Consider the following 22,744-nt stretch of genomic DNA (forward strand, 5'->3'; position numbering starts at 1 on the left):
ATTCACGCACCCGTGTTGTAAGTTCACGGGATGTCCCCAGGCCCGCCGCCCGCCCACCTCGACCCGCGCCTGCTGCGCGCCTTCGTCACCGTCGCCGAGGAACTGCACTTCACCCGCGCCGCCGCCCGCCTCTTCGTCGCCCAGCAGGCGCTGAGCCGGGACGTACGGCGACTGGAGCGGGAGCTGGGCACCGAGCTGTTCGTCCGCACGACCCGGCAGGTCACCCTCACCGCCGACGGCGAGCGCCTGGTGCCGCTGGCCCGGCGGGCCCTGGAGGCGCAGGACGCGCTGCTGGCCGCCTTCGGCGAGGTCCGCCCGCTCCTGGTGGACCTGAACTCGCCCGGCCTGGACACCCCGCGGCGCGTCCTGCACCGGGCCCGCGACCTCGCCCCCGACCTGGAACTCATGGCCCGCTACGAGAGCGGCCTGACCGGCGCCGCCACCGAGATCCTCGCCGGGCGCCTGGACGCGTCCTTCGGCCGGTACGCGGGCCTCGACCCGGCACTGCGGGCGGGCCTCGCCCACCAGCCCGTCCGCTGCGAGCCCATGGCCGTCGTCCTGCCCGAGGACCACCGGCTGGCCGGACTCGACCGGGTGCCGCTCGCCGCGCTGGCGGGCGAGACCGTGTACGCCGGCGCCGGGAACCCGCGCACGCCGGAGTGGACCGACTTCGCCCGTCACCTGTTCGAGGGACGCGGGATCGACCTCGCGCCACCCGCGCCGCTCGCGGTCGGCGTGGAGGAGTTCGAGAGGATCATGGCGAAGACGCGGTGTCCGATCCTCGCCGTGGTCGGCTTTCCGGCCATGCCGCACACCGTCGTCCGGCCGCTCGTCCACCCCGTCCCGCTGTCACCGGTGTCACTGGTGTGGCGAAAGGGGCTGGTGCACCGCGGATTGGACGCGCTGCGCCGCGCGGCCGGGCAGCTCGCGGCCGAGAACGGGTGGCTCAGCTCACCCGCCGATGGTTGGATTCCGGCCAGTGACAAAGCCACAATGAGGTCCCACAACTGACACGTGGCGAACACGGGACCCCCGCGTGCGCTACATTCATGGCCTGAGCACGGTGTGGTAAAGGGGGCGCTCGGACCGGGTGGGGGCCCGGTTCCGACGACGAGGTGCTCGGGGTCGGGTGCGCTTCCAGAACTGTCCCGTGGGGGGATGTACACGCGTGAACAACTGGCGGGAAGACGCCCAACCGGAATGGCCCGAGGCCGCATCCGCGACCCGGAGCCTGCCGGAAACGGGGGGCGATACGCAGGCGTTCCCGGACAACGGGCGACGTGAGGTACTCGACGGAAGCGGACGGACCGGACTCCCCGGCCCGGCCGCGTTCCACGGCCACGGCGCCCCAGGCGTCCCCGGCCCCGCCGCCGGACCGCAGGCGGAGTTCCTCTCCCGGGCGGCGCGGGCGCGACTCGGCGGTACGGCCGGCCCGTACCCGGCACCGGGCGCGCAGGGCTACACCGGGGGCGCGCACGGCTACACCGGGGGCGCGCAGGGCCACACCGGGGGCTACGCCGACGCGGACGCCACCGCCGTGATCCCGCAGGCCGGTCCGGCCGACGCGACGGCCGTGCTGCCGACGGTGGGCCCGGCGGACGCCACCGCCGTCCTGCCCCAGACGGGCCCCGCCGACGCCACCCAGCTCCTCTCCTCCGCCCGCCCCGCGCCCGCCGTGCGCGACCCCTGGGCCGAGACCGGCGCCGACGCGCTGCCGGACCCCGGTGCCACCCACGACCCGCACGAGGTGACCGTCCAGCTCGACGCCGTCCAGCTCGGCGCGGGCGGCCTGCGCCCCGCCGGCGCCGCGCCGCTCGGCGCCTCGGAGAACTCCGACGGCCCGGTCTTCGTCGACGAGTCCGGCCGCCGCAGCCGCACCTTCCGCCGCCTGGGGATTCTCATCGGGCTGGCGTGTGCGGTGTATGCCGTGGTCATCGTGGCGACGCTGGTGTCGGGGAACTCCAGCGCGCCGTGGCTGCCCGTGCCGGACCAGAAGAAGGAGGAACCGGCCGGCGAGGTCGACACCACGCCGCTGCCGGACCAGTCCGCACAGCCCTCCGGCTCCCCGGGCGTCTCCCCGGGCGCGAGCGCGTCGGCGAGCGACGGCGCGACGCCGTCCCCCGGCGCCTCCACCGGCACCGCTCCCGGCGCGAGCACCGGCTCCGGCGGGCAGGCCACCACCGCCGACCCCGCGCCGACGGCGACCAAGTCCACCCCGGGCACCGGAGGCGGCGGCGGAACCGTGCCCCGCCCGGGCACCTCCGTGCCGCCCGCGACCTCCGACCCGGCGCCGGACCCGACCACGCCGACCGAGGGCCCCGCCACCTCGCCCACGCCGACCGAGACCGCGACCACCGGCACCGGTGACAGCGGCGGCACCGGCACCGTCGCCGACGGTCCGAGCGACCCCACACCCATCACACAGAGCCCCGCCGAGGAAGCCGGCAGCGTCGCCTCATCCTCGCCCGCCCTGTCCTCGGACTCCCCGGAGAACACCCTCTGATGGCATCCCGCACCCGCCGTCACCGGCAGCCCGCCTCCCGAGCCGGTGACGGCTCCCGGCGACGCCGCCTGCCCATGCGCCTGCTGCTGCCGGTGCTCGTCCTCGTCGCCCTGATGGCGATGCTCATGCTGCGCGGCTACGTGCACAGCGAGATCCTCGCCGACCACCGCATCCAGCCCGAGGCCTCCTCGGACAAGGTCCCCGAGAACATCGTGGACGGCGGCCCGGTGATCGACACCCGCGGCGGCCGCGCCACCAGCCTCGGCGTCCCCGACCACAAGCTCGTCCTCACCTTCGACGACGGCCCCGACCCGACCTGGACCCCGAAGGTCCTGGACGTCCTCAAGAAGCACCACGCGCACGCGGTCTTCTTCGTCACCGGCACCATGACCTCGCGCTACCCGGACCTGGTGCAGCGGATGGTGGAGGAGGGCCACGAGGTCGGCCTGCACACCTTCAACCACCCCGACCTGTCCTTCCAGTCCAAGAAGCGCATCGACTGGGAACTGTCGCAGAACCAGCTCGCGATCACCGGCGCCGCCGGCATCCGCACCTCGCTGTTCCGGCCGCCGTACTCCTCCTTCGCCGACGCCATGGACGACAAGTCCTGGCCCGTGACGAAGTACATCGGCTCCCGCGGCTACATCACCGTCGTCAACAACACCGACAGTGAGGACTGGCAGAAGCCCGGCGTCGACGAGATCATCCGGCGCGCCACACCGCACGGCGGCAAGGGCGCCATCGTCCTGATGCACGACTCCGGCGGCGACCGCCACCAGACCGTGCAGGCGCTCGACAGGTTCCTGCCCGAACTCCAGGCCCAGGGTTACGAGTTCGACAACCTCACCGAGGCCCTCGACGCGCCCAGCGCCCACACCGAGGTCACCGGCCCCGAGCTGTGGAAGGGCAAGGCGTGGATCTTCCTGGTCCAGGCCGCGGAGCACATCACCGACGTCCTCGTGGTCGGCCTGTCCATCATCGGCGCCCTCGTCATCGGCCGGTTCGTGCTGATGCTGCTGCTGTCCGGCATCCACGCCCGCCGGGTGCGCCGCCGCGGCTTCAGCTGGGGACCGCCCATCACCGAACCGGTGTCGGTGCTGGTCCCGGCGTACAACGAGGCCAAGTGCATCGAGAACACGGTCCGTTCGCTCGCCGACAGCGACCACCCCATCGAGGTCCTCGTCATCGACGACGGCTCCTCCGACGGCACCGCCCGCATCGTCGAGGCGATGGGCCTGCCCAACGTCCGCGTCATCCGGCAGCTCAACGCGGGCAAGCCGGCCGCGCTCAACCGGGGCCTGGCCAACGCCCGTCACGACATCATCGTGATGATGGACGGCGACACCGTCTTCGAGCCGTCCACCGTCCGCGAACTGGTCCAGCCGTTCGGCGACCGGCGCGTCGGCGCCGTCGCCGGCAACGCCAAGGTCGGCAACCGGGACTCGCTCATCGGCGCCTGGCAGCACATCGAGTACGTGATGGGCTTCAACCTCGACCGGCGCATGTACGACATCCTCGGCTGCATGCCGACCATCCCCGGCGCCGTCGGCGCCTTCCGGCGCTCGGCGCTGGAGCGGATCGGCGGCATGAGCGAGGACACGCTCGCCGAGGACACCGACGTCACCATGGCGCTGCACCGCGACGGCTGGCGGGTCGTCTACGCGGAGAACGCCCGCGCCTGGACCGAGGCCCCCGAGTCCGTCCAGCAGCTGTGGTCCCAGCGCTACCGCTGGTCCTACGGCACCATGCAGGCGATCTGGAAGCACCGCAAGGCCCTGGTGGAGCGAGGCCCCTCGGGCCGCTTCGGCCGGGTCGGCCTGCCGCTGGTCTCCCTGTTCATGGTCGTGGCCCCGCTGCTGGCGCCGCTGATCGACGTGTTCCTGCTGTACGGCGTGATCTTCGGCCCGACGCAGAAGACGATCGTGGCCTGGCTGGGCGTCCTGGCGATCCAGCTGGTCTGCGCCGCCTACGCCTTCCGCCTGGACAAGGAGAAGATGACCCACCTGATCTCGCTGCCGCTGCAGCAGATCCTGTACCGCCAGCTCATGTACGTCGTGCTCCTCCAGTCCTGGATCACCGCGCTCACCGGCGGCCGGCTGCGCTGGCAGAAGCTGCGCCGCACCGGCGTCGTGGAGGCGCCCGGCGGTCCGGTACCGCGTCAGCGCACGGGCGGCAGCAGTGATCGGAGGCCCGTCGGATGACGCAGGGATACCCCAGCCAGAGCCCGAGCTCGCCGGGACCTGACTCGCCGGTGCCCGCGTACGAGGGGCCGGCCGAGCCGTCGTACGGATCGGCGTACGACGCGCTGTACGGGCTGCCGCAGCAGCGGACGACGGACGTCACGGACGCGGCCCTCGGCGCGGAACCGGCCCCCCGGTCCGCGGCCGTCGGCACCGCGGAGGTCCCCGAGACACCCGCACCCGCCCCGAAGAAGGCCGGCAAGCCCGGCGGCCGTGACCGCTACCTGGACCTGCTGCGCTCCCTCGCCCTCGTCCGCGTCGTCGTCTACCACCTGTTCGGGTGGGCCTGGCTGACGGTGCTGTTCCCGTCGATGGGCGTGATGTTCGCGCTGGCCGGCTCGCTGATGGCGCGCTCGCTGAACCGTCCGGCGCTCAGCGTGATCCGCGGCCGGGTCCGGCGCCTGCTGCCACCGCTGTGGGCGTTCAGCGCGGTGGCGCTGGCCATGATGCTCGCGGGCGGCTGGAACCCCACGGACAACCCCGACGGCAGCACGTGGGGCATCGTTGAGCTGTTCAACTACATCGTCCCGGTCGGCGCCCCGCCGTTCCCGTGGAGTCTCGGCTCCAAGTCCGGCCTGCTGGAGAACACCTGGGCCGTGCAGGCGGCGGGCGTGCTGTGGTACCTGCGGGCCTACCTGTGGTTCGTGGTCGCCTCGCCGCTGCTGCTGTGGGCCTTCCGCAGGCTGCCCTGGGTCACCCTGGTGGCGCCGCTGGCGCTGACCGCGGTGGTGGGCACCGGCGTGGTGAAGATCCCCGGCGAGACCGGCAACGCGGTCACCGACTTCGCGGTCTACGGCGGCTGCTGGGTGCTGGGCTTCGCCCACCAGGAGGGCCTGCTCAAGCAGATTCCGCGCTATGTGGCCGTCTCCGCGGCCGGCCTGGTGATGGCCTTCGGCCTGTGGTGGGCCTCGGGCCACCAGGGCCCCGACGGCTGGGACCTGAACGACATTCCGCTGGCCCAGGCGACCTGGTCCTTCGGTTTCGTCGTCATCCTGCTCCAGTACTCGCCGTCCTGGCAGGAGCTGCCGGGCCGGCTGGCGCGCTGGGACAAGCTGGTCACGCTCTCCAACAACCGAGCGGTCACCATCTACCTGTGGCACAACCTCCTGATCATCTCCACGGTGCCGATCATCGACCTGGCGTACAGCCTGCCGTTCATGGAGAACGCCCGGGCGACGGCGGCGCTGGACTCGACGTACATGCTGTGGATGTTCGCCCTGGTGTGGCCGCTGATCGGGCTGGCGATCGTCGCCTTCGGCTGGGTGGAGGACATCGCGGCGAAGCGCAGTCCCCGGCTGTGGCCGAACGGCGCGAAGAAGGGGCGGCAGAAGGACAGGGGCCGGCAGAAGGGGCGGCAGCGGGCGCGTCGCTGACGCGGGACACGCTGTTCGCGGGTGACGGTCGGCGCGGCGCGCGCCCGGGTTCCACCGGGCGCGCGCTTTCTGCTGGGGCGGGTCAGTTGCGGTAGCGGTACAGGATCCGCCCGCGGGTCAGGTCGTACGGGCTGAGCTCCACGAGGACGCGGTCGTACGGGAGGATCCGGATGTGGTGCTTACGGATCTTGCCGCTGATGTGGGCGAGCACGTGATGCCCGTTCTGCAGCTCCACCTTAAAGGTGGCGTCGCGCAGGCATTCGATGACCGTGCCCTCGATCTCCAGGCCGTTCGCTGTTCGTGCCAAGGTGTTCCGTCTCTCCAAGAGGTCGGTGGGGTGGTGTGGTGTGGGGGCCGGTGTCAGTGGCGCACCAGCTCAAGGCAACTGCCCGCTCGGCGCCCGCCGACACCTTCCGCCAGCGCGATCGCCGCGGCGTTGGACGCGTCGATCTCGGCCCGGGCGGGCCCAATGCCGTCCCGGTGCAGCGCGCCCAGGGCGTGGGTCAGCAGGGCCCGTCCGATGCCGCGCCGCTGCAGGTCGGCCCGTACGGCGAGCAGCCCGATCCGCGCCCGGCGGGGCACGCGGGCGACGCGGACGAGGCCGACGTACGCGCCGTCCAGGACGGCGACGGCGTACTTCGACGGCTCGACGACCATCGCCGCGCGGGGGACGACCTCGGCGGGCATGGTGTGCCAGCCGACGGTGGCCTCGACCTCGTCCCGGATCGCCCGGTCCAGCGCGCGCAGCGGACCCTCGTCCGCCTCGCCCGCGGGCAGGATCGTCACCCCCGCGGGGAGGCGCGAGGTGCCCGTCTCTCGGGGGTCGGTGGGCAGGACGTACTCCCACTCCCGGCGCCCGACGGCGAACCCGAGCCGTTCCCAGCGTGCCGTGAGGGAGTGGTCGTCCTCGCCGACCAGGGTGTGGAGCGGCCGGTCGAGGTCCGCCAGCATCGCGGCGGCGAGCTGGTCGAAGGCCTCGTCCTGCCAGACGTCGATGCTGAGGAAGAGCCGCCCGTCGGCGCGGCGCGCGAGGTCGCCGTGTCCGACGACGCGGTCCCCGGACAGGGCTTCCCAGCGGTCCTCGGCGAGGCGAGCGGTACTGACTGTGTTCCCGGTGTTCATGGCGGTCCGCCTTTCAGGAGTGCCGTAGTTACGAGGCGCTCCCGACGACACCTGGGTCAGTCGCACACCGTGACGGAACGAGGGAGCCCCCACTTCGCTGCTGCGTTCACGGGTCTCACCTCCTCGACTCAGTCACGGTCGCGTGCAGGTTACTTGGCGGGGGAGGGGGCCGGCCAATGGTTTTTCCCCAAGGTGCGGTCTGCTGAGCGGTGGCCTCTCAGAAGGCCTGCAGATAGACCCTCGCCTGGTCGGGCTGGAGGGACTGGACGTAGATCTCGATCCACTGCACCCGCGTACGGCGGGTGTCGTCGGCGCAGGGCGGACACACCCCGGCCCAGCGCGTCCCGGTGAGCGTCTGCGGTTCGGGCAGGCCGAGGTGGCCGAACCGTTCCCCTTCGGGGGCGAAGTCCTTCTTCCTCGCCCGCAAAGGCTCCCGGGCGTGCAGGTCGGCCGCGACGCCCTCGGCGTTCTTCTCGGTGGTGACGAAGGAGAGGAGGTAGACGTCCTCCTGCGGATTGACCTGGACGGCACCCTTGGTCCGGGTGGCGCCCTCGGGCACCGTCACACCCATGAACGCGGCCACCTCGGCCGCACCCGCGTCCTTCTTCCACCCTTGCCCTGCGGACCGCTCGGACCCCTGACGGCCGTCGCCGCCCGAGCCGAAACACGAGGCGAGAAGGAGGACGGCCGCCAGCGCGGCAAGAGCGGGGGCGGCACGTCGGATCATCAGCGGTTCTCCTCGTCGCCGCGGGAGACGTCCGCGCGGGTGCCTTCGCGGCCCTGATCCGGCGGAGTCACCACCACCATTCCGGACACGATCTGCTGATGCGAGCCGATTGCGTGGTACCACTCGTCACACTGGAACGTGCGGCCGAGCGCCTGGCTCTCCACGGGAACGACCACTGTTTTGTTGCCGCCCGCAAGCCGCCTTCTTCTGCGCCGGGGAGGAGGCGAAGTCGCTTCCAGGCGCCATTTCCCCCGTAGATGGTTGTGGCGATGGCCAGACTAGGCGGGACAGCCCTGTCTCACATACGTGTATTCGGTCACCCGATCCCCTGACCTCCGGCGGGGGCTGTGGGCGACGGCACGGCCGTGGAAAACGGGCCGTGTCCGTTCGGTGTGTGGTGAAGACTGGTGGGGCGCTTGGCGCGTGAAGTGCCGTCAGTACCGCTCATGCCGACAAGGAGAACGTCTCCCGATGACATACCCACCGGCCCAGCCCCCGCAGGACGGACAGGGACACGGTCCCGGACCCGGACCCGGTCATGGGTATGGGGGGCCGCCGCCGCAACAGCCGCCCTATCCGGGGCCGTACGCCTCGCCCACGCCCCCGCAGCCCCCGGGGCAGCCGGTGCCCAATCCGTACGGCGGGCCGCCGATACCCGAGCAGCAGCCGTACGGCGGGCAGCCTCCTTATGGTGGGCAGCCCCAAGGCGGTCAGTCTCCTTACGGCGGGCAGCCGCCCTACGGTGGGCAAGCGCCGTATCCGCAGGCGCAGTTCGGGCAGCCGCAGCCCCCGTACGGGACCCCGGGCGGGTATCCGCCGCCGCCCGGTGACGGCGGTGCGAAGGGCAAGCGGCTGGCGCTGATCATCGGGGGTGCCGTCGTCGCCGTGGCCCTCGTCGCCGGGGCCGTGTTCTTCGTGACCAACGACGACGGGGGCGGGACCCCGCAGGCAGGTGGCAGCACCTCCGCCGCGCCGACCGTCTCCGAGAGCCCGACCGATGAGCCGACTGTCTCGGAGAGCCCCACCGGGGAACCCACCGCAGAGCCCACGGACGAGCCGACCGAGGAGCCCACCGACGCGCCCGGGGGCGCGCCCGCGACCGGGTTCAAGGGGCAGTGGCAGAGCACTGAGGGGAAGACCCTCACCATCGGGGAGAAGTTCACCTCCGGGCAGTACAAGGGCTACTACAACTGCAACTGGATCGCCTCCGGGGACGGCATCCTCATCGGCATCGGGCAGGACCGCAGCGACGGGTCGTTCCGGATCGCGCTCGCGCCCATGGGCAGCGACGACGAGAGCAAGGGCAAGGGCGGGAACCTGGTCCGCGTCGGCGACTCCGTGAAGATCAGCTGGGACAAGGGGGGCACGGACACCCTCGACTGGGTCGGCTGACACCGCCGGCCGCCTCACCGGCCGCCGTAGCGGAAGGTGAGAGCAACGTTCCCTTCCGGTCACCGGCAGCCACAGCCACGAAACGCGTCCTCCCTACCGTCGGGACTCAGCCACTCCCAGGCACACAGCACCACCGAGCCCCGTCGCACCGTGGAGGCGTCATGACAGCCACTGGTACTGCCCCCGCACCCCCGAGCAGGGGCGGTCGCTGGATCCGGCAGTGGGATCCGGAGAACGAGACGTTCTGGAAGGAGACGGGGGAGAAGGTCGCCCGGCGGAATCTTCTCTTCTCCGTCCTCTCCGAGCACATCGGGTTCTCCGTGTGGACCATGTGGTCCGTGCTCGTGCTCTTCATGGGCCCGGAGTACGGCCTCACCCCCGCCGACAAGTTCATGCTCACCTCGATGGTGACGCTGGTCGGGGCCGTCGTCCGCGTCCCCTACACCTTCGCTGTCGCGATCTTCGGCGGGCGGAACTGGACGATCATCTCCGCGAGTCTGCTGCTCGTCCCGTCGGTCGCCGCCTTCCTGGTGATGGAGCCCGGGACCTCCTTCTCCACCTTCCTCCTCGTCGGCCTCCTCGCCGGCGTCGGCGGCGGCAACTTCGCCTCCTCCATGACCAACATCAACGCCTTCTTCCCGCTGAAGAAGAAGGGCTGGGCGCTCGGCCTCAACGCCGGCGGCGGCAACATCGGCGTGCCCGTCATCCAGCTGGCCGCCCTCGCCATCATCGGTGCCAGCGGCGGGCCGCGCGTGCTGCTCGGGATCTACATCCCGCTGATCGTCGTAGCCGCCGTCCTCGCCGCGCTGTTCATGGACAACCTGGAGAACGTCAAGAACGACACCGGCGCCGCCAAGGACGCCGCCCGCGACGGCCACACCTGGATCATGGCCGTCCTCTACATCGGCACCTTCGGCTCGTTCATCGGCTACTCCTTCGCCTTCGGGCAGGTCCTCACCAACCAGTTCGGCCGTACGCCGCTGCAGGCCGCGTACGTCACCTTCATCGGCCCGCTGCTCGGCTCCCTCATCCGGCCGCTCGGCGGCTGGCTCGCCGACCGGTGGGGCGGGGCGCGCATCACCCTCTACAACTACGTCGCCATGGGCGCCGCGACCGCCGTCCTGATCGCCGCGTCCATGCAGAAGTCGCTGGTCCTGTTCACCGTCGCCTTCGTCGTCCTCTTCGTCCTCACCGGGCTCGGCAACGGCTCCACCTTCAAGATGATCCCCGGCATCTTCCAGGCCAAGGCCCAGGCGCAGGGGCTCACCGGTGAGGCCGCGGCCGCCTACGGGCGGCGGCTGTCCGGCGCCTCCATGGGGCTCATCGGAGCCGTCGGCGCGCTCGGCGGCGTCGGCATCAACCTCGCCTTCCGCCAGTCCTTCCTCTCCTACGGCTCCGGGACCGGCGCCTTCGTCGCCTTCCTCGCCTACTACGCCGTCTGCTTCGCCGTCACCTGGGCCGTATACCTTCGACGCAGTGCCGCCCGCTCCCAGGCGACCACCGCCGCCGAGGCGAAGCCGCAGCTCAGCTACGCGGAGGTGTGACGTAACACCGGCGACATAAAGCCGAACCGAGCCTGTCACGAGCCGTTGACAGGCTCGGTCGGCATGGACGGCACGTAGTGCACACCCCGGTGCACACGAACTCGAGTGCGGGACGAGAGTTATGTACGACGAACAACAGCAGCCATCGGAACACGGGCCCCTCGCCGGCTTCACCGTGGGCGTGACGGCCGCCCGCCGGGCCGACGAGCTGGGCGCGCTGCTCCAGCGCCGCGGCGCGGCCGTCCTGCACGCCCCCGCCCTGCGCATCGTGCCGCTCGCGGACGACGGTGAGCTGCTGGCCGCGACCAAGCAGCTGATCGACCAGGCGCCGGACGTGGTCGTCGCCACCACTGCGATCGGGTTCCGGGGGTGGATCGAGGCCGCCGAGGGGTGGGGGCTCGGCGAGGCCCTGCTGGAGCGGCTGCGCGCGGTGGAGCTGCTGGCCCGCGGGCCCAAGGTGAAGGGCTCGGTACGAGCCGCCGGGCTCACCGAGGAGTGGTCGCCGTCGAGCGAGTCCATGGCCGAGGTGCTCGACCGGCTGCTGGAGGAGGGCGTCGAGGGCCGCCGGATCGCCGTCCAGCTGCACGGGGAGCCGCTGCCCGGGTTCGTGGAGGCGCTGCGGGAGGGCGGGGCGGAGGTCGTGGGGGTGCCGGTGTACCGGTGGATGCCGCCCGAGGACGTCTCGCCCCTGGACCGGCTGCTCGACGCGGCCGTCTCGCGCGGCCTGGACGCGGTGACCTTCACCAGCGCCCCGGCCGCGGTGTCCCTCCTCAACCGGGCGGAGGAGCGCGGTCTGCTGCCGGAGCTGCTCGCCGCGCTCGACCATGACGTGCTGCCGGCCTGTGTGGGACCGGTGACGGCGGTGCCGTTGCAGGCGCGCGGGGTGGAGACCGTACAGCCGGAGCGTTTCCGCCTCGGCCCGCTCGTGCAGCTGCTGTGCCAGGAGCTGCCGGGGCGGGCGCGGGCGCTGCCGGTCGCGGGGCACCGGGTGGAGATCCGGGGGCACGCGGTGCTGGTCGACGGGGCGTTGCGGCCGGTGCCGCCGGCCGGGATGGCACTGCTGCGGGCGCTGGCGCGGCGGCCGGGGTGGGTGGTGGCGCGGGCCGATCTGCTGCGGGCGCTGCCGGGGGCGGGCCGGGACGAGCACGCCGTCGAGACGGCGATGGCCCGGCTCCGTACGGCGCTGGGTGCGCCGAAGTTGATCCAGACGGTGGTGAAGCGGGGGTACCGGCTGGCGTTGGACCCAGCGGCGGACGCGAAGTACGCCGACGCGTAGTCATGTGCGCGGCTGGGGTCGAGTTACCCCGGGGGTTGGCCGCGCGCCCGGTGCTCATGGGTGCCGCCCCTGCGCTACGGCCACCCGCACCCGCCGACGACTCGGCACCCGGCGCTGATGCGGGCCGGGGGTGGGCGGCGCAGCCCGGCGCTACGGGGTGCCGCTGCGCCCACCCGTGCCGCCCCAGCGGCACGACTGCCCGCAGCTAGGCGGATAGACGGCCCGCTGCTGGGTGGGCGCCGGCCCAGCGGTGCGGCTGCCCGCAGCTAGGCGGATAGACGGCCCGCTGCTGGGTGGGCGCCGGCCCAGCGGTGCGGCTGCCCCGCAGCTAGGCGGACTGACGGCCGCTGCTGGGTGGGCGCCGGCCCAGCGGGGCGGCTGCCCCGCAGCTAGGCGGACTGGCGGCCGCTGCTGGGTGGGCGCCGCCTCAGCGGTGTGGCTGCCCGATACCCCCCAGCGGGGCGGCCTCGCTGCCGCAGTCAGGGCGGCCGGTAGGCGCCCGCGGCGGGGAGGGGACGTGTCGGGGGGTGTCCGCCCGCAGCGGGCGCCGGAAAGAGAGGGTGCCAATTTGACCGTACGCAGCGGCGCACCGAGGACGGATACCCCCCGGCGCGGCCCCGACCCCCCCACCAGCAGATGGCGCTACATCAGCCACCCACTCACCCGCGCGGGCCGCCGCAGGCATTCAGGGGCGCGGGGAACTGCGCGAGCAACCACCCACCCACCCGCACACGCCGCCGCAGGCACCGGCACCGCTCACGGCCGGTACGAGGGGTTCCGGGGGCGCCCGCGGGCAGGCACTGTAGAAGGACGACCCCGGGATCGACCCCCACAGCCCCTGGTAACCCCTAGGCGGTGACAGGCACATGGCACTGGGTACGGCCACGGCCCCCTACGAGCTGCGGTTCGGCGCCGGACGGATCTGCCTGGATCTCCTCGCGACCACGCACCCCGGGGAACGCCTCGGGTCCGTCGAGGTGCTGCGGGCGTGGATCGCCGGCTCGGGGATGGTGCCGCCGGGCACGCCGCTGGCGCACGCCGACCCGTCCTGGCTGCTGGGGTTCCGTGAACTGAGGGAACTGGTGGGACAGTTGGTGCAGGAGTGGCTGCACCCCGGCGCACTGCTACAGAGCGTCGGCGTGCCGTCGTACGACCGCACCCTCGTCCGCGTCAACGACATCGCCCGCACCGCACCCCCCGCCCCCCGCGCCGTCCGCACCCTCGACGGTCTCCTCGTAAGGGAGTTGGACGCACCGCCCACCGCCCCCGCGCTGCTCGCCGTCGTCGCCCGGGACGCCGTGGAGCTGCTCACCGATCCCGTCGCGCGAGCGTGCCTGCGGCAGTGCGCGGGGGACAACTGCCCGATCGTGTACCTCGACACCTCCCGCGGCCACCGCAGGCGCTGGTGCAGCAGCGAGGTCTGCGGCAACCGGGAACGCGTCGCACGGCACCGGAGGCGCGCCGCACGCGTGTGATTTGCATTACGTCCCGTTTACTTACGGTCCCGTAGGGAAAGCGATTCCCTTCGGATTACTTCCCTTCCCCTTGTGGGGTAAATGTAAAGAACGCGGGGCCGACATGTGCGCCCATGTCCCCTCTCGTCACGTCACCCGGCAGAAAATCTGTCACCTCACCTTGAACATCCGAAGCCCCGTCTCCGTACCCGTGGTCGAGCGACCGACTGGGGGAACCCCCGGACACCGGAGGTGGGCGTGCGCAAGGATGCGGCCGTGGCCAATGAACGTGGATCGAGGGCCCGACATCGCATGTCCTCACAGCCCTCGGAACCTGACGAGGAGCTGATGCGTGCGCTGTATCGAGAGCACGCCGGACCCTTGCTGGCGTACGTGCTGCGCCTGGTCGCCGGAGACCGGCAGCGCGCCGAGGACGTCGTGCAGGAGACGCTCATCCGTGCCTGGAAGAACGCCGGCCAGCTCAATCGAGCGACCGGATCGGTACGCCCCTGGCTGGTGACGGTCGCGCGCCGCATCGTCATCGACGGCCACCGCAGCCGGCAGGCCCGGCCGCAGGAGGTCGATCCGTCGCCGCTGGAGGTCATCCCCGCGGAGGACGAGATCGACAAGGCGCTGTGGCTGATGACGCTGTCGGACGCGCTCGACGACCTGACCCCGGCCCACCGGGAGGTCCTCGTCGAGACCTACTTCAAAGGGCGTACCGTCAACGAGGCGGCCGAGACGCTGGGCATCCCCAGTGGCACCGTCCGCTCAAGGGTTTTCTACGCCCTTCGGTCGATGAAGCTGGCACTGGAGGAGCGGGGGGTGACGGCGTGATGAGCGGGTACGGGGGAATGCAGGGGTACGGGCCAGGTGGTCCGGGTATGTCTGGCCCCATGGGTCCCATGAGTTCCGGGCAGGGAGCGTCCGTGCCGAACGAGCACGAAACCGTCGGCGCCTACGCCCTCGGGATTCTCGACGACGCCGAAGCAACCGCTTTCGAAGCGCATCTGGCGACCTGCGAATGGTGCGCCCAGCAGCTCGACGAGCTGGCCGGGATGGAGCCCGTGCTCGCCGCCCTCGCGGACCTGCCGGGCTCCGGCAGCACCCCGGCGATCGGTGAGTCGCTGTCCGCGCGGCCCAGCCCGCGGCTGGCGGAGAAGCTCGTCGACGAGGTCGCCGAGCGCCGCGCGCGCAAGCGCCGCCGCAGTTTCTACCTGGTCGCGGCCGCGGCCGCGCTGATCATCGGCGGTCCGCTGGTCGCCGTGGCCACCTCGGGCGGGGACTCCGGGGGCAATGTGGCGGCGGGCGCGAGCCCCGCGAAGACGCTGTTCTCCGCCATGCCCGACAAGGTCACCGGCACCGACCCGGCCACCGACGTCACCGCGACCGTCGGCATGGCGAAGAAGGACTGGGGCACCCAGGCCGTCCTGGAGCTGAAGAACGTCAAGGGCCCGCTCAAGTGCTCCCTGATCGCGGTGGGCACCAACGGCGAGCGCGAGACCCTCTCCTCCTGGTCCGTCCCGAACTGGGGCTACGGCATCCCGGGCGCCAAGTCGGAGGAGGCGAAGAACCCGCTCTACATCGGCGGAGGCGCGGCCTTCCAGCCGAACGAGATCGACCACTTCGAGGTGATGACCTTCGACGGGAAGAAGTTGGTCGAGGTCGACGCGTAGCCTCCGGTGGCCCCCTTCGCGTACGGTTGACGGCTGCCCAGCACGTCAGAAGGGGGCCCGGTGGCCGCTCAGGCTCAAAAGGAAACCGCGGTCGACTCGGTCCGGGACCGGGAGATCAGCGTCGAACAGGAACACCTCGACCGGGTGTACCGGCGCCTGGAGGAGAAGATCCACGAGGCCGAGTTCCTGATGAACGACGCGGCCAAGCGCGCCCAGGTCGGCACGCCCGGCGCCCTGGCCGAGCGGGACGCGCAGGTCTTCCGGGCCGGCATCCACCTCAACCGGCTCAACAACGAGTTCGAGGACTTCCTCTTCGGCCGGATCGACCTGCTGCTCGGCAAGGACGGCAAGAAGGGCCCCGACGGGGCGTACACGGCGGTGGAGCCCGCCGAGGGGGCCGTCCGCTCCGACAACACCGCCGATATCGCCGAGACCCTGCACATCGGCCGTATAGGAGTCCTCGACGGGGACTACGCGCCGCTGGTCATCGACTGGCGGGCGCCGGCCGCCGCGCCCTTCTACCGCTCCACGCCGGTCGACCCCGGCCGGGTGGTACGGCGCCGGGTCATCCGCTCCAAGGGCCGCCGCGTCCTCGGCGTCGAGGACGACCTTATGCGGCCCGAGCTGACGGCGTTCCTCGACGGCCACGAGCTGCCCGTGATCGGCGACGGCGCCCTGATGGCCGCGCTGGGACAGGCACGCACCCACACCATGCGGGACATCGTCGCCTCCATCCAGGCCGAGCAGGACATGGTGATCCGCGCGCCCGCCGCCTCCGTGACGTACGTCGAGGGCGGCCCGGGCACCGGCAAGACCGCCGTCGCCCTGCACCGCGCCGCCTACCTGCTCTACCAGGACCGGCGGCGCTACGCGGGCGGCATCCTGATCGTCTCGCCCACGCCCCTGCTGGTCGCCTACACGGAGGGCGTGCTGCCCTCCCTTGGCGAGGAGGGTCAGGTCGCGATCCGCGCCATCGGCTCGCTCGTCGACGGCGCCGAGGCCACGCTGTACGACTCCCCGGCCACCGCCCGCGCCAAGGGCTCCTCCCGCATGCTGAAGGTGCTGCGCAAGGCCGCCCGCGGCGCCCTGGAGCGCCCGGAGGCGCCGAAGCGGCTGCGGGTCGTGGCCTTCGGGCGCCGGCTGGAGCTGGAGGCGGAGGAACTGGACCGGGTGCGCCGCACCGCGCTCGGCGGTACGGCGCCGGTGAACCTGCTGCGTCCGCGCGCCCGCAAGCTGCTGCTGGACGCCCTGTGGGAGAAGTCCGGCGCGGCCGGCCGGCACACCGACCCCGAGCTGGCCGCCGAACTGCGCTCCTCCTTCGACGAGGACGTCAGCACCGAGGACTCCTTCACCGCGTTCCTGGACGCCTGGTGGCCGGAGCTGACCCCGGCGGGCGTGCTCGCCGCGATGGCCGACGAGCGGCGCCTGGGCCGCTGGGCCCGGCGCGTCCTCAATCCGGGCGAGGTCCGCAAGGTGGCCCGCTCGCTGCGCCGCGACGGGCTCACCGTGCACGACATCGCGCTGCTGGACGAGCTGCAGGCGATCCTCGGCGCCCCGGCCCGCCCGAGGAAGAAGCGCGAGCTCGACCCGCTGGACCAGCTCACCGGCCTGGAGGAGCTGATGCCGGTGCGCGAGGAGTCGCAGCGCGAGCGCGCCGAGCGGCTGGCCGCCGAGCGCGTCGAGTACGCCCACGTCATCGTCGACGAGGCGCAGGACCTCACGCCGATGCAGTGGCGCATGGTCGGCCGCCGCGGCCGGCACGCCACCTGGACGGTCGTCGGGGACCCGGCCCAGTCCTCCTGGTCCGACCCGGACGAGGCCGCCGAGGCCCGTGACGAGGCCCTCGGCACGCGGCCGCGCCGCCGCTTCCAGCTCACCGTGAACTACCGCAACCCGGCGGAGATCGCCGAGCTGGCCGCGAAGGTGCTGGCCCTGGCCATGCCCGGCTCGCAGGCCCCGTCGGCGGTGCGCTCCACGGGCGTACGGCCCCGCTTCAGTGTCGTGCAGGACTCGCTGGAGAAGACCGTGCGGGCGGAAGCCGAGCGGCTGCTCGGCACGGTCGACGGCACCGTCGGCGTCGTCGTGGCCATGCAGCGCCGTGAGGAGGCCCGCCGCTGGCTGGCCGGGCTCGGCGACCGCGTGGTGGCGCTGGGCAGCCTGGAGGCCAAGGGCCTGGAGTACGACGCGACGGTGGTGGTCTCCCCGGCGGAGATCGCCGACGAGTCCCCGGCCGGCCTGCGCGTGCTGTACGTCGCCCTGACCCGGGCCACGCAGCAGCTGACGGTGGTCTCCGGGGAGCGGGACGAGCCGGACGCGGACGGGGTGCCGGACCTTCTGCGCGATTAGGGGCGGAAGAAGTCCCCGCACGGGAATGGCTCCGCGCCATCCGTTTGTTAGCCTGGACGTGACACCGGCCCGATCCAAGCCCCCGGGCCCAACCTTCGTCCCTCAGAGGGACCACTTGCCGCGAGGCGAGCATGGCGGGTCGGTGTCACTCAGCTTCGGAGAGGCCCACGTCACCAAGTGTGACGTGGGCCTCTTTCTTTACCCGATCTTCTCTCGTATGGTGGAAGTCAGTTTCCGAAAAGCTACCGGAGCTGTGAACAAAACGTCCGCAACCCGAGGCGGCTACCGCGTACTGAGGGGTAGGTGCGACGATCGGACGGCACAACTTCGCGACACGGTGAAAGCAGAGGAAGTCGGCCATGGCAACGGCGCCCAGCGTCTCCTACTCGATGACGATCCGGCTGGAGGTGCCCGCGAGCGGAACCGCCGTCTCGCAGCTCACCACCGCCGTGGAGTCCTCCGGAGGCTCGGTGACCGGCCTCGACGTCACCGCGTCCGGCCACGAGAAGCTCCGGATCGACGTCACCATCGCGGCCAGCTCGACCGCGCACGCCGACGAGATCGTGGCCAAGCTCCGCACCATCGAGGGCGTCACGCTCGGCAAGGTCTCCGACCGTACGTTCCTGATGCACCTCGGCGGCAAGATCGAGATGGCGTCCAAGCACCCCATCCGCAACCGTGACGACCTCTCCATGGTCTACACGCCCGGTGTCGCCCGCGTCTGCATGGCGATCGCCGAGAACCCCGAGGACGCCCGCCGCCTCACCATCAAGCGCAACTCCGTTGCGGTCGTGACGGACGGCTCCGCCGTGCTCGGCCTCGGCAACATCGGCCCCAAGGCCGCGCTGCCCGTCATGGAGGGCAAGGCGGCCCTCTTCAAGCGGTTCGCCGGCATCGACGCCTGGCCGATCTGCCTCGACACCCAGGACACCGACGCCATCGTCGAGATCGTCAAGGCGATCGCCCCCGGCTTCGCCGGCATCAACCTGGAGGACATCTCCGCGCCGCGCTGCTTCGAGATCGAGGCCAGGCTGCGCGAGGCCCTCGACATCCCCGTCTTCCACGACGACCAGCACGGCACCGCCATCGTCGTCCTCGCCGCGCTGACGAACGCGCTGCGCGTCGTAGGCAAGGGCATCGGCGACGTGCGCGTGGTGATGTCCGGCGCCGGCGCCGCCGGCACGGCCATCCTCAAGCTGCTGCTCGCCGCCGGCGTGAAGAACGCCGTCGTCGCCGACATCCACGGCGTCGTCCACGCCGGCCGCGAGGACCTGGTGGATGCCCCCGCCGGCTCCGCGCTGCGCTGGATCGCCGACAACACCAACCCCGAGAACCTGACGGGCACCCTGAAGGAAGCGGTGCGCGGCGCCGACGTCTTCATCGGCGTCTCCGCGCCCAACGTCCTCGACGGCGACGACGTCGCCGCCATGGCCGAAGGCGCGATCGTGTTCGCGCTCGCGAACCCCGACCCGGAGGTCGACCCGGCAATCGCCCGTCAGACGGCCGCAGTTGTGGCCACCGGCCGGTCCGACTTCCCCAACCAGATCAACAACGTCCTCGTCTTCCCGGGCGTCTTCCGCGGCCTGCTGGACGCCCAGTCCCGCACCGTCAACACGGACATGATGCTCGCCGCCGCCAAGGCCCTGGCCGACGTGGTGACCGAGGACGAACTCAACCCCAACTACATCGTGCCGAGCGTCTTCAACGACAAGGTCGCGGGCGCGGTCGCCGGGGCGGTCCGGGAGGCCGCCAAGGCGGCGGGCGCGACCGCGTAACGCGCTCGGCGGGCCGGCGCGGAGGCTGTGAGGATCACCACGACAGCCTCGGCACCGGCGCGTCGTGGAACCACCTGCCCTCGGCGGCCCTCTAGGGTGGCGGCCGGGCGACGGCGCTTTCCGTGTGACTCCCTAGGGTGTTCTCGTGACTCCCATGGGTGCCGGATTGGCGTTCCCGCCGCAGGTAGGGGCAGGATGCGTCCCTGGGCACGAGCGCATGTCGATCTGTCGACCTGCGCGGTGCCCCTCATGCGGCTCCGCCGCGTGGCACGCCTCAACGGCAAGAAGAACACGGGAGTAACAACATGAACCGCAGTGAGCTGGTGGCCGCGCTGGCCGACCGCGCCGAGGTGACCCGCAAGGACGCCGACGCCGTGCTGGCCGCGTTCGCCGACGTCGTCGGCGACATCGTCTCCAAGGGGGACGAGAAGGTCACCATCCCCGGCTTCCTCACCTTCGAGCGCACCCACCGTGCCGCTCGCACCGCCCGCAACCCGCAGACCGGCGAGCCGATCCAGATCCCGGCCGGCTACAGCGTGAAGGTCTCGGCGGGCTCCAAGCTCAAGGAAGCGGCCAAGGGTAAGTAAGGGCGCCTGAGCGCCGTTACGGCGTGGCGCCGTGGGCGACCGCAGCGCCGTCGTGGCTGGTCGCGCAGTTCCCCGCGCCCCTGAAGGGCTGCACTGAACGCCGATGGGGCGGTCACCCGAGTCGGGTGCCGCCCCTTCGCCGTACGCTACTGCGAAACCGCTGAACCGCTAGCCGAGCGCCTTGCCCGGCAGTTCCACCTTCGCGCCCAGTTCCACGAGCTTCTCCATGAAGTTCTCGTAGCCGCGGTTGATCAGTTCGATGCCGTGGACCCGGGACGTGCCCTGGGCCGCCAGCGCCGCGATGAGGTACGAGAAGCCGCCGCGCAGGTCGGGGATGACCAGGTCGGCGCCCTGCAGCTTGGTCGGTCCCGAGACGACCGCCGAGTGCAGGAAGTTGCGCTGGCCGAAGCGGCAGTCCGAGCCGCCCAGGCACTCGCGGTAGAGCTGGATGTGCGCGCCCATCTGGTTCAGCGCGGAGGTGAAGCCGAGGCGGGACTCGTACACCGTCTCGTGGATGATCGACAGGCCCGTGGCCTGCGTCAGCGCCACCACCAGCGGCTGCTGCCAGTCGGTCTGGAAGCCGGGGTGCACGTCCGTCTCCAGCGCGATCGACTTCAACTGGCCGCCGGGGTGCCAGAAGCGGATGCCCTCGTCGTCGATCTGGAAGGCGCCGCCCACCTTCCGGTAGGTGTTCAGGAACGTCATCATCGAGCGCTGCTGGGCGCCGCGGACGTAGATGTCGCCCTCGGTCGCCAGCGCCGCGGACGCCCACGAGGCGGCCTCCAGGCGGTCCGGCAGGGCGCGGTGGGTGTAGCCGCCGAGTTTCTCCACACCGGTGATGCGGATCGTGCGGTCGGTGTCCATCGCGATGATCGCGCCCATCTTCTGCAGCACGCAGATGAGGTCCTCGATCTCCGGCTCCACCGCCGCGTTCGACAGCTCGGTCACGCCCTCGGCCAGCACGGCCGTCAGCAGCACCTGCTCGGTCGCGCCGACCGACGGGTACGGCAGCCGGATCTTCGTGCCGCGCAGCCGCTGCGGCGCCTCCAGGTACTGCCCGTCGGCCCGCTTCTCGATCGTCGCGCCGAACTGCCGCAGCACGTCGAAGTGGAAGTCGATGGGCCGGCCGCCGATGTCGCAGCCCCCGAGGCCCGGGATGAACGCGTGGCCGAGACGGTGCAGCAGCGGCCCGCAGAACAGGATCGGGATCCGGCTGGAGCCCGCGTGGGCATCGATGTCAGCGACGTTGGCGCTCTCGACATGGGTCGGGTCGAGCACCAGCTCGCCCGGTTCCTCACCCGGACGGACCGTCACCCCGTGCAGCTGGAGCAGCCCGCGCACGACCCGCACGTCACGGATGTCCGGAACATTGCGCAGTCGGCTCGGCTCACTGCCCAGCAGGGCGGCGACCATGGCCTTGGGTACGAGGTTCTTCGCACCGCGGACACGGATCTCGCCCTCCAGCGGGGTTCCGCCGTGGACAAGCAGGACATCGTCGTTGACGGTCATGTATCTCGCGTTCCGATGAGTCGGGCAGGGGAGAACAGACAGAGTAATCGCCGCCGACCCCCCTCCCGTAAGCCCGCGGAGCACCCAGCGACGTCATAGCTCTGTCACAACACGAACCGTTCGCCACCGGGCACATGGGGTCACCGGCGGGTCCGTGCGCAGGGGACGCTTCGGTGCGCCCTGGCCTGCGCTCACTCGCTTACCCCCGTTGGCTCCCCACAGCGCGGCAAGATGCGGGATCATGTCTGGCATGACCGAGGTGTCCTCGCTCACAGGGCGGCTGCTCGTGGCCACGCCCGCCCTGGCGGACCCGAACTTCGAGCGTGCGGTGGTGCTGCTCCTCGACCACGACGAGGAGGGCTCCCTCGGTGTCGTCCTCAACCGCCCCACCCCGGTGGACGTGGGCGACATCCTGGAGGGCTGGGCGGATCTCGCCGGGGAGCCCGGCGTGGTCTTCCAGGGCGGCCCCGTGTCGCTGGACTCGGCGCTGGGGGTGGCGGTCGTACCGGGCGAGCCCGGCGCGGACAGCACCCCGCTGGGCTGGCGGCGCGTGCACGGGGCGATCGGCCTGGTCGACCTGGAGGCCCCGCCCGAGCTGCTCGCCTCCGCCGTCGGCTCGCTGCGGATCTTCGCCGGGTACGCCGGCTGGGGCCCCGGCCAGCTGGAGGACGAGCTGGTGGAGGGCGCCTGGTACGTGGTCGAGTCCGAGCCCGGCGACGTGTCCTCACCGGCCCCCGAGCGGCTGTGGCGCGAGGTGCTGCGCCGCCAGCGCAACGAGCTGGCGATGGTGGCGACCTATCCGGACGACCCATCGCTCAACTGATGCGTACGCCCTTCAGTACCCTTGCCGTATGAGCACTCTCGAGCCCGAGCGCGGGACTGGTACGGGGACCCTCGTAGAGCCGACGCCGCAGGTGTCCCACGGCGACGGCGACCACGAGCGCTTCGCCCACTACGTCCAGAAGGACAAGATCATGGCGAGCGCCCTCGACGGCACCCCCGTCGTGGCGCTCTGCGGCAAGGTCTGGGTGCCGGGCCGCGACCCGAAGAAGTACCCCGTGTGCCCCATGTGCAAGGAGATCTACGAGTCCATGGGCAGCGGCGGCGACGACAAGGGCAAGGGCAAGGACAAGTAGCCCCTTCCCGAGCCTGCGGGCCCTGGGCGCGTCCGACGTGCCCGGGGCCTTCCCGCTACCCGGTCGGCGGGGTAAAGCTCTGGG

General features: G+C 71.8%; 20 protein-coding genes. 15 read left to right on the forward strand and 5 right to left on the reverse strand.

The features are described from left to right. The first annotated feature begins 30 nt into the window (after positions 1-30). From IE308_RS19280 to IE308_RS19295, 4 genes are all read left to right on the forward strand, one after another. The gene (locus IE308_RS19280) at positions 31-1,011 is read left to right on the forward strand and encodes a LysR family transcriptional regulator (RefSeq protein ID WP_190218901.1); all 981 of its coding nucleotides are present in this window, start codon (positions 31-33) and stop codon (positions 1,009-1,011) included. A 157-nt stretch (positions 1,012-1,168) separates the two neighbouring features. Continuing rightward, positions 1,169-2,503, forward strand: a complete 1,335-nt coding sequence (locus IE308_RS19285) for a hypothetical protein (protein ID WP_190218902.1) — start codon at positions 1,169-1,171, stop codon at positions 2,501-2,503. After that, positions 2,503-4,704, forward strand: coding sequence for a bifunctional polysaccharide deacetylase/glycosyltransferase family 2 protein (locus tag IE308_RS19290; RefSeq protein WP_190218903.1), 2,202 nt, complete (start codon positions 2,503-2,505; stop codon positions 4,702-4,704). Before IE308_RS19285 ends, IE308_RS19290 begins: the two co-directional genes overlap by 1 nt. Continuing rightward, positions 4,701-6,116, forward strand: coding sequence for an acyltransferase family protein (locus IE308_RS19295; protein WP_373314531.1), 1,416 nt, complete (start codon positions 4,701-4,703; stop codon positions 6,114-6,116). Before IE308_RS19290 ends, IE308_RS19295 begins: the two co-directional genes overlap by 4 nt. Before the next feature lie 82 nt (positions 6,117-6,198). Here the strand turns inward: IE308_RS19295 and infA are convergent, their stop codons facing one another. The 4 genes from infA to IE308_RS19315 all read right to left on the reverse strand — a co-directional run bounded on the left by infA (position 6,199) and on the right by IE308_RS19315 (position 8,129). After that, positions 6,199-6,423, reverse strand: coding sequence for a translation initiation factor IF-1 (gene infA, locus IE308_RS19300; protein WP_110628501.1), 225 nt, complete (start codon positions 6,421-6,423; stop codon positions 6,199-6,201). Positions 6,424-6,476: 53 nt separating this feature from the next. Further along, positions 6,477-7,238, reverse strand: a complete 762-nt coding sequence (locus IE308_RS19305) for a GNAT family N-acetyltransferase (protein WP_190218904.1) — start codon at positions 7,236-7,238, stop codon at positions 6,477-6,479. A 217-nt stretch (positions 7,239-7,455) separates the two neighbouring features. Further along, positions 7,456-7,965, reverse strand: coding sequence for a hypothetical protein (locus IE308_RS19310; protein WP_229908955.1), 510 nt, complete (start codon positions 7,963-7,965; stop codon positions 7,456-7,458). Beyond that, positions 7,965-8,129 carry a hypothetical protein gene (locus IE308_RS19315; protein ID WP_229908956.1) on the reverse strand — a complete coding sequence of 55 codons (165 nt, stop codon included), beginning with the start codon at positions 8,127-8,129 and terminating at the stop codon, positions 7,965-7,967. Before IE308_RS19315 ends, IE308_RS19310 begins: the two co-directional genes overlap by 1 nt. A 460-nt stretch (positions 8,130-8,589) precedes the next feature. Between IE308_RS19315 and IE308_RS19320 the strand changes: the two genes are divergently transcribed. The 9 genes from IE308_RS19320 (at position 8,590) to IE308_RS19360 (ending at position 20,015) form a co-directional block, all read left to right on the forward strand. Then, positions 8,590-9,357, forward strand: a complete 768-nt coding sequence (locus tag IE308_RS19320; protein ID WP_229908957.1) for a PT domain-containing protein — start codon at positions 8,590-8,592, stop codon at positions 9,355-9,357. Positions 9,358-9,518: 161 nt separating this feature from the next. Next, positions 9,519-10,901, forward strand: a complete 1,383-nt coding sequence (locus tag IE308_RS19325; RefSeq protein WP_190218906.1) for a nitrate/nitrite transporter — start codon at positions 9,519-9,521, stop codon at positions 10,899-10,901. Between the two features lie 121 nt (positions 10,902-11,022). Continuing rightward, complete coding sequence (locus IE308_RS19330) at positions 11,023-12,177, forward strand: uroporphyrinogen-III synthase (RefSeq protein ID WP_110628497.1); 1,155 nt, start codon at positions 11,023-11,025, stop codon at positions 12,175-12,177. Positions 12,178-13,043: 866 nt separating this feature from the next. After that, positions 13,044-13,652 (forward strand): CGNR zinc finger domain-containing protein, encoded by a 609-nt coding sequence (locus tag IE308_RS19335; RefSeq protein WP_190218907.1) that lies wholly within the window; start codon positions 13,044-13,046, stop codon positions 13,650-13,652. A 231-nt stretch (positions 13,653-13,883) separates the two neighbouring features. Then, a complete protein-coding gene (locus IE308_RS19340) occupies positions 13,884-14,468 on the forward strand; it encodes a sigma-70 family RNA polymerase sigma factor (protein ID WP_030167252.1) in 585 nt (194 codons plus the stop codon). After that, complete coding sequence (locus tag IE308_RS19345; RefSeq protein ID WP_190218908.1) at positions 14,468-15,307, forward strand: anti-sigma factor family protein; 840 nt, start codon at positions 14,468-14,470, stop codon at positions 15,305-15,307. The genes IE308_RS19340 and IE308_RS19345 overlap by 1 nt, the downstream gene beginning before the upstream one ends. A 60-nt stretch (positions 15,308-15,367) precedes the next feature. Beyond that, positions 15,368-17,653 (forward strand): HelD family protein, encoded by a 2,286-nt coding sequence (locus IE308_RS19350; protein ID WP_190218909.1) that lies wholly within the window; start codon positions 15,368-15,370, stop codon positions 17,651-17,653. Between the two features lie 359 nt (positions 17,654-18,012). Then, positions 18,013-19,428 carry an NAD-dependent malic enzyme gene (locus IE308_RS19355; protein WP_190218910.1) on the forward strand — a complete coding sequence of 472 codons (1,416 nt, stop codon included), beginning with the start codon at positions 18,013-18,015 and terminating at the stop codon, positions 19,426-19,428. Between the two features lie 305 nt (positions 19,429-19,733). Beyond that, complete coding sequence (locus IE308_RS19360; protein ID WP_003990598.1) at positions 19,734-20,015, forward strand: HU family DNA-binding protein; 282 nt, start codon at positions 19,734-19,736, stop codon at positions 20,013-20,015. Between the two features lie 168 nt (positions 20,016-20,183). Here IE308_RS19360 and murA read toward each other — a convergent pair whose 3' ends face one another. Then, positions 20,184-21,524 carry a UDP-N-acetylglucosamine 1-carboxyvinyltransferase gene (murA, locus tag IE308_RS19365; protein WP_110628492.1) on the reverse strand — a complete coding sequence of 447 codons (1,341 nt, stop codon included), beginning with the start codon at positions 21,522-21,524 and terminating at the stop codon, positions 20,184-20,186. A 250-nt stretch (positions 21,525-21,774) separates the two neighbouring features. Between murA and IE308_RS19370 the strand changes: the two genes are divergently transcribed. Together IE308_RS19370 and IE308_RS19375 are read left to right on the forward strand one after the other, a co-directional pair. Further along, positions 21,775-22,347 carry a YqgE/AlgH family protein gene (locus IE308_RS19370; protein WP_162655526.1) on the forward strand — a complete coding sequence of 191 codons (573 nt, stop codon included), beginning with the start codon at positions 21,775-21,777 and terminating at the stop codon, positions 22,345-22,347. A 28-nt stretch (positions 22,348-22,375) separates the two neighbouring features. Further along, positions 22,376-22,660: a DUF3039 domain-containing protein gene (locus tag IE308_RS19375; RefSeq protein WP_110628490.1), complete on the forward strand. Its 285-nt coding sequence runs from the start codon at positions 22,376-22,378 to the stop codon at positions 22,658-22,660. The last annotated feature ends 84 nt before the right edge of the window (positions 22,661-22,744 follow it).

The organism is Streptomyces griseosporeus (assembly GCF_014656055.1).
Lineage (GTDB): Bacteria > Actinomycetota > Actinomycetes > Streptomycetales > Streptomycetaceae > Streptomyces > Streptomyces griseosporeus.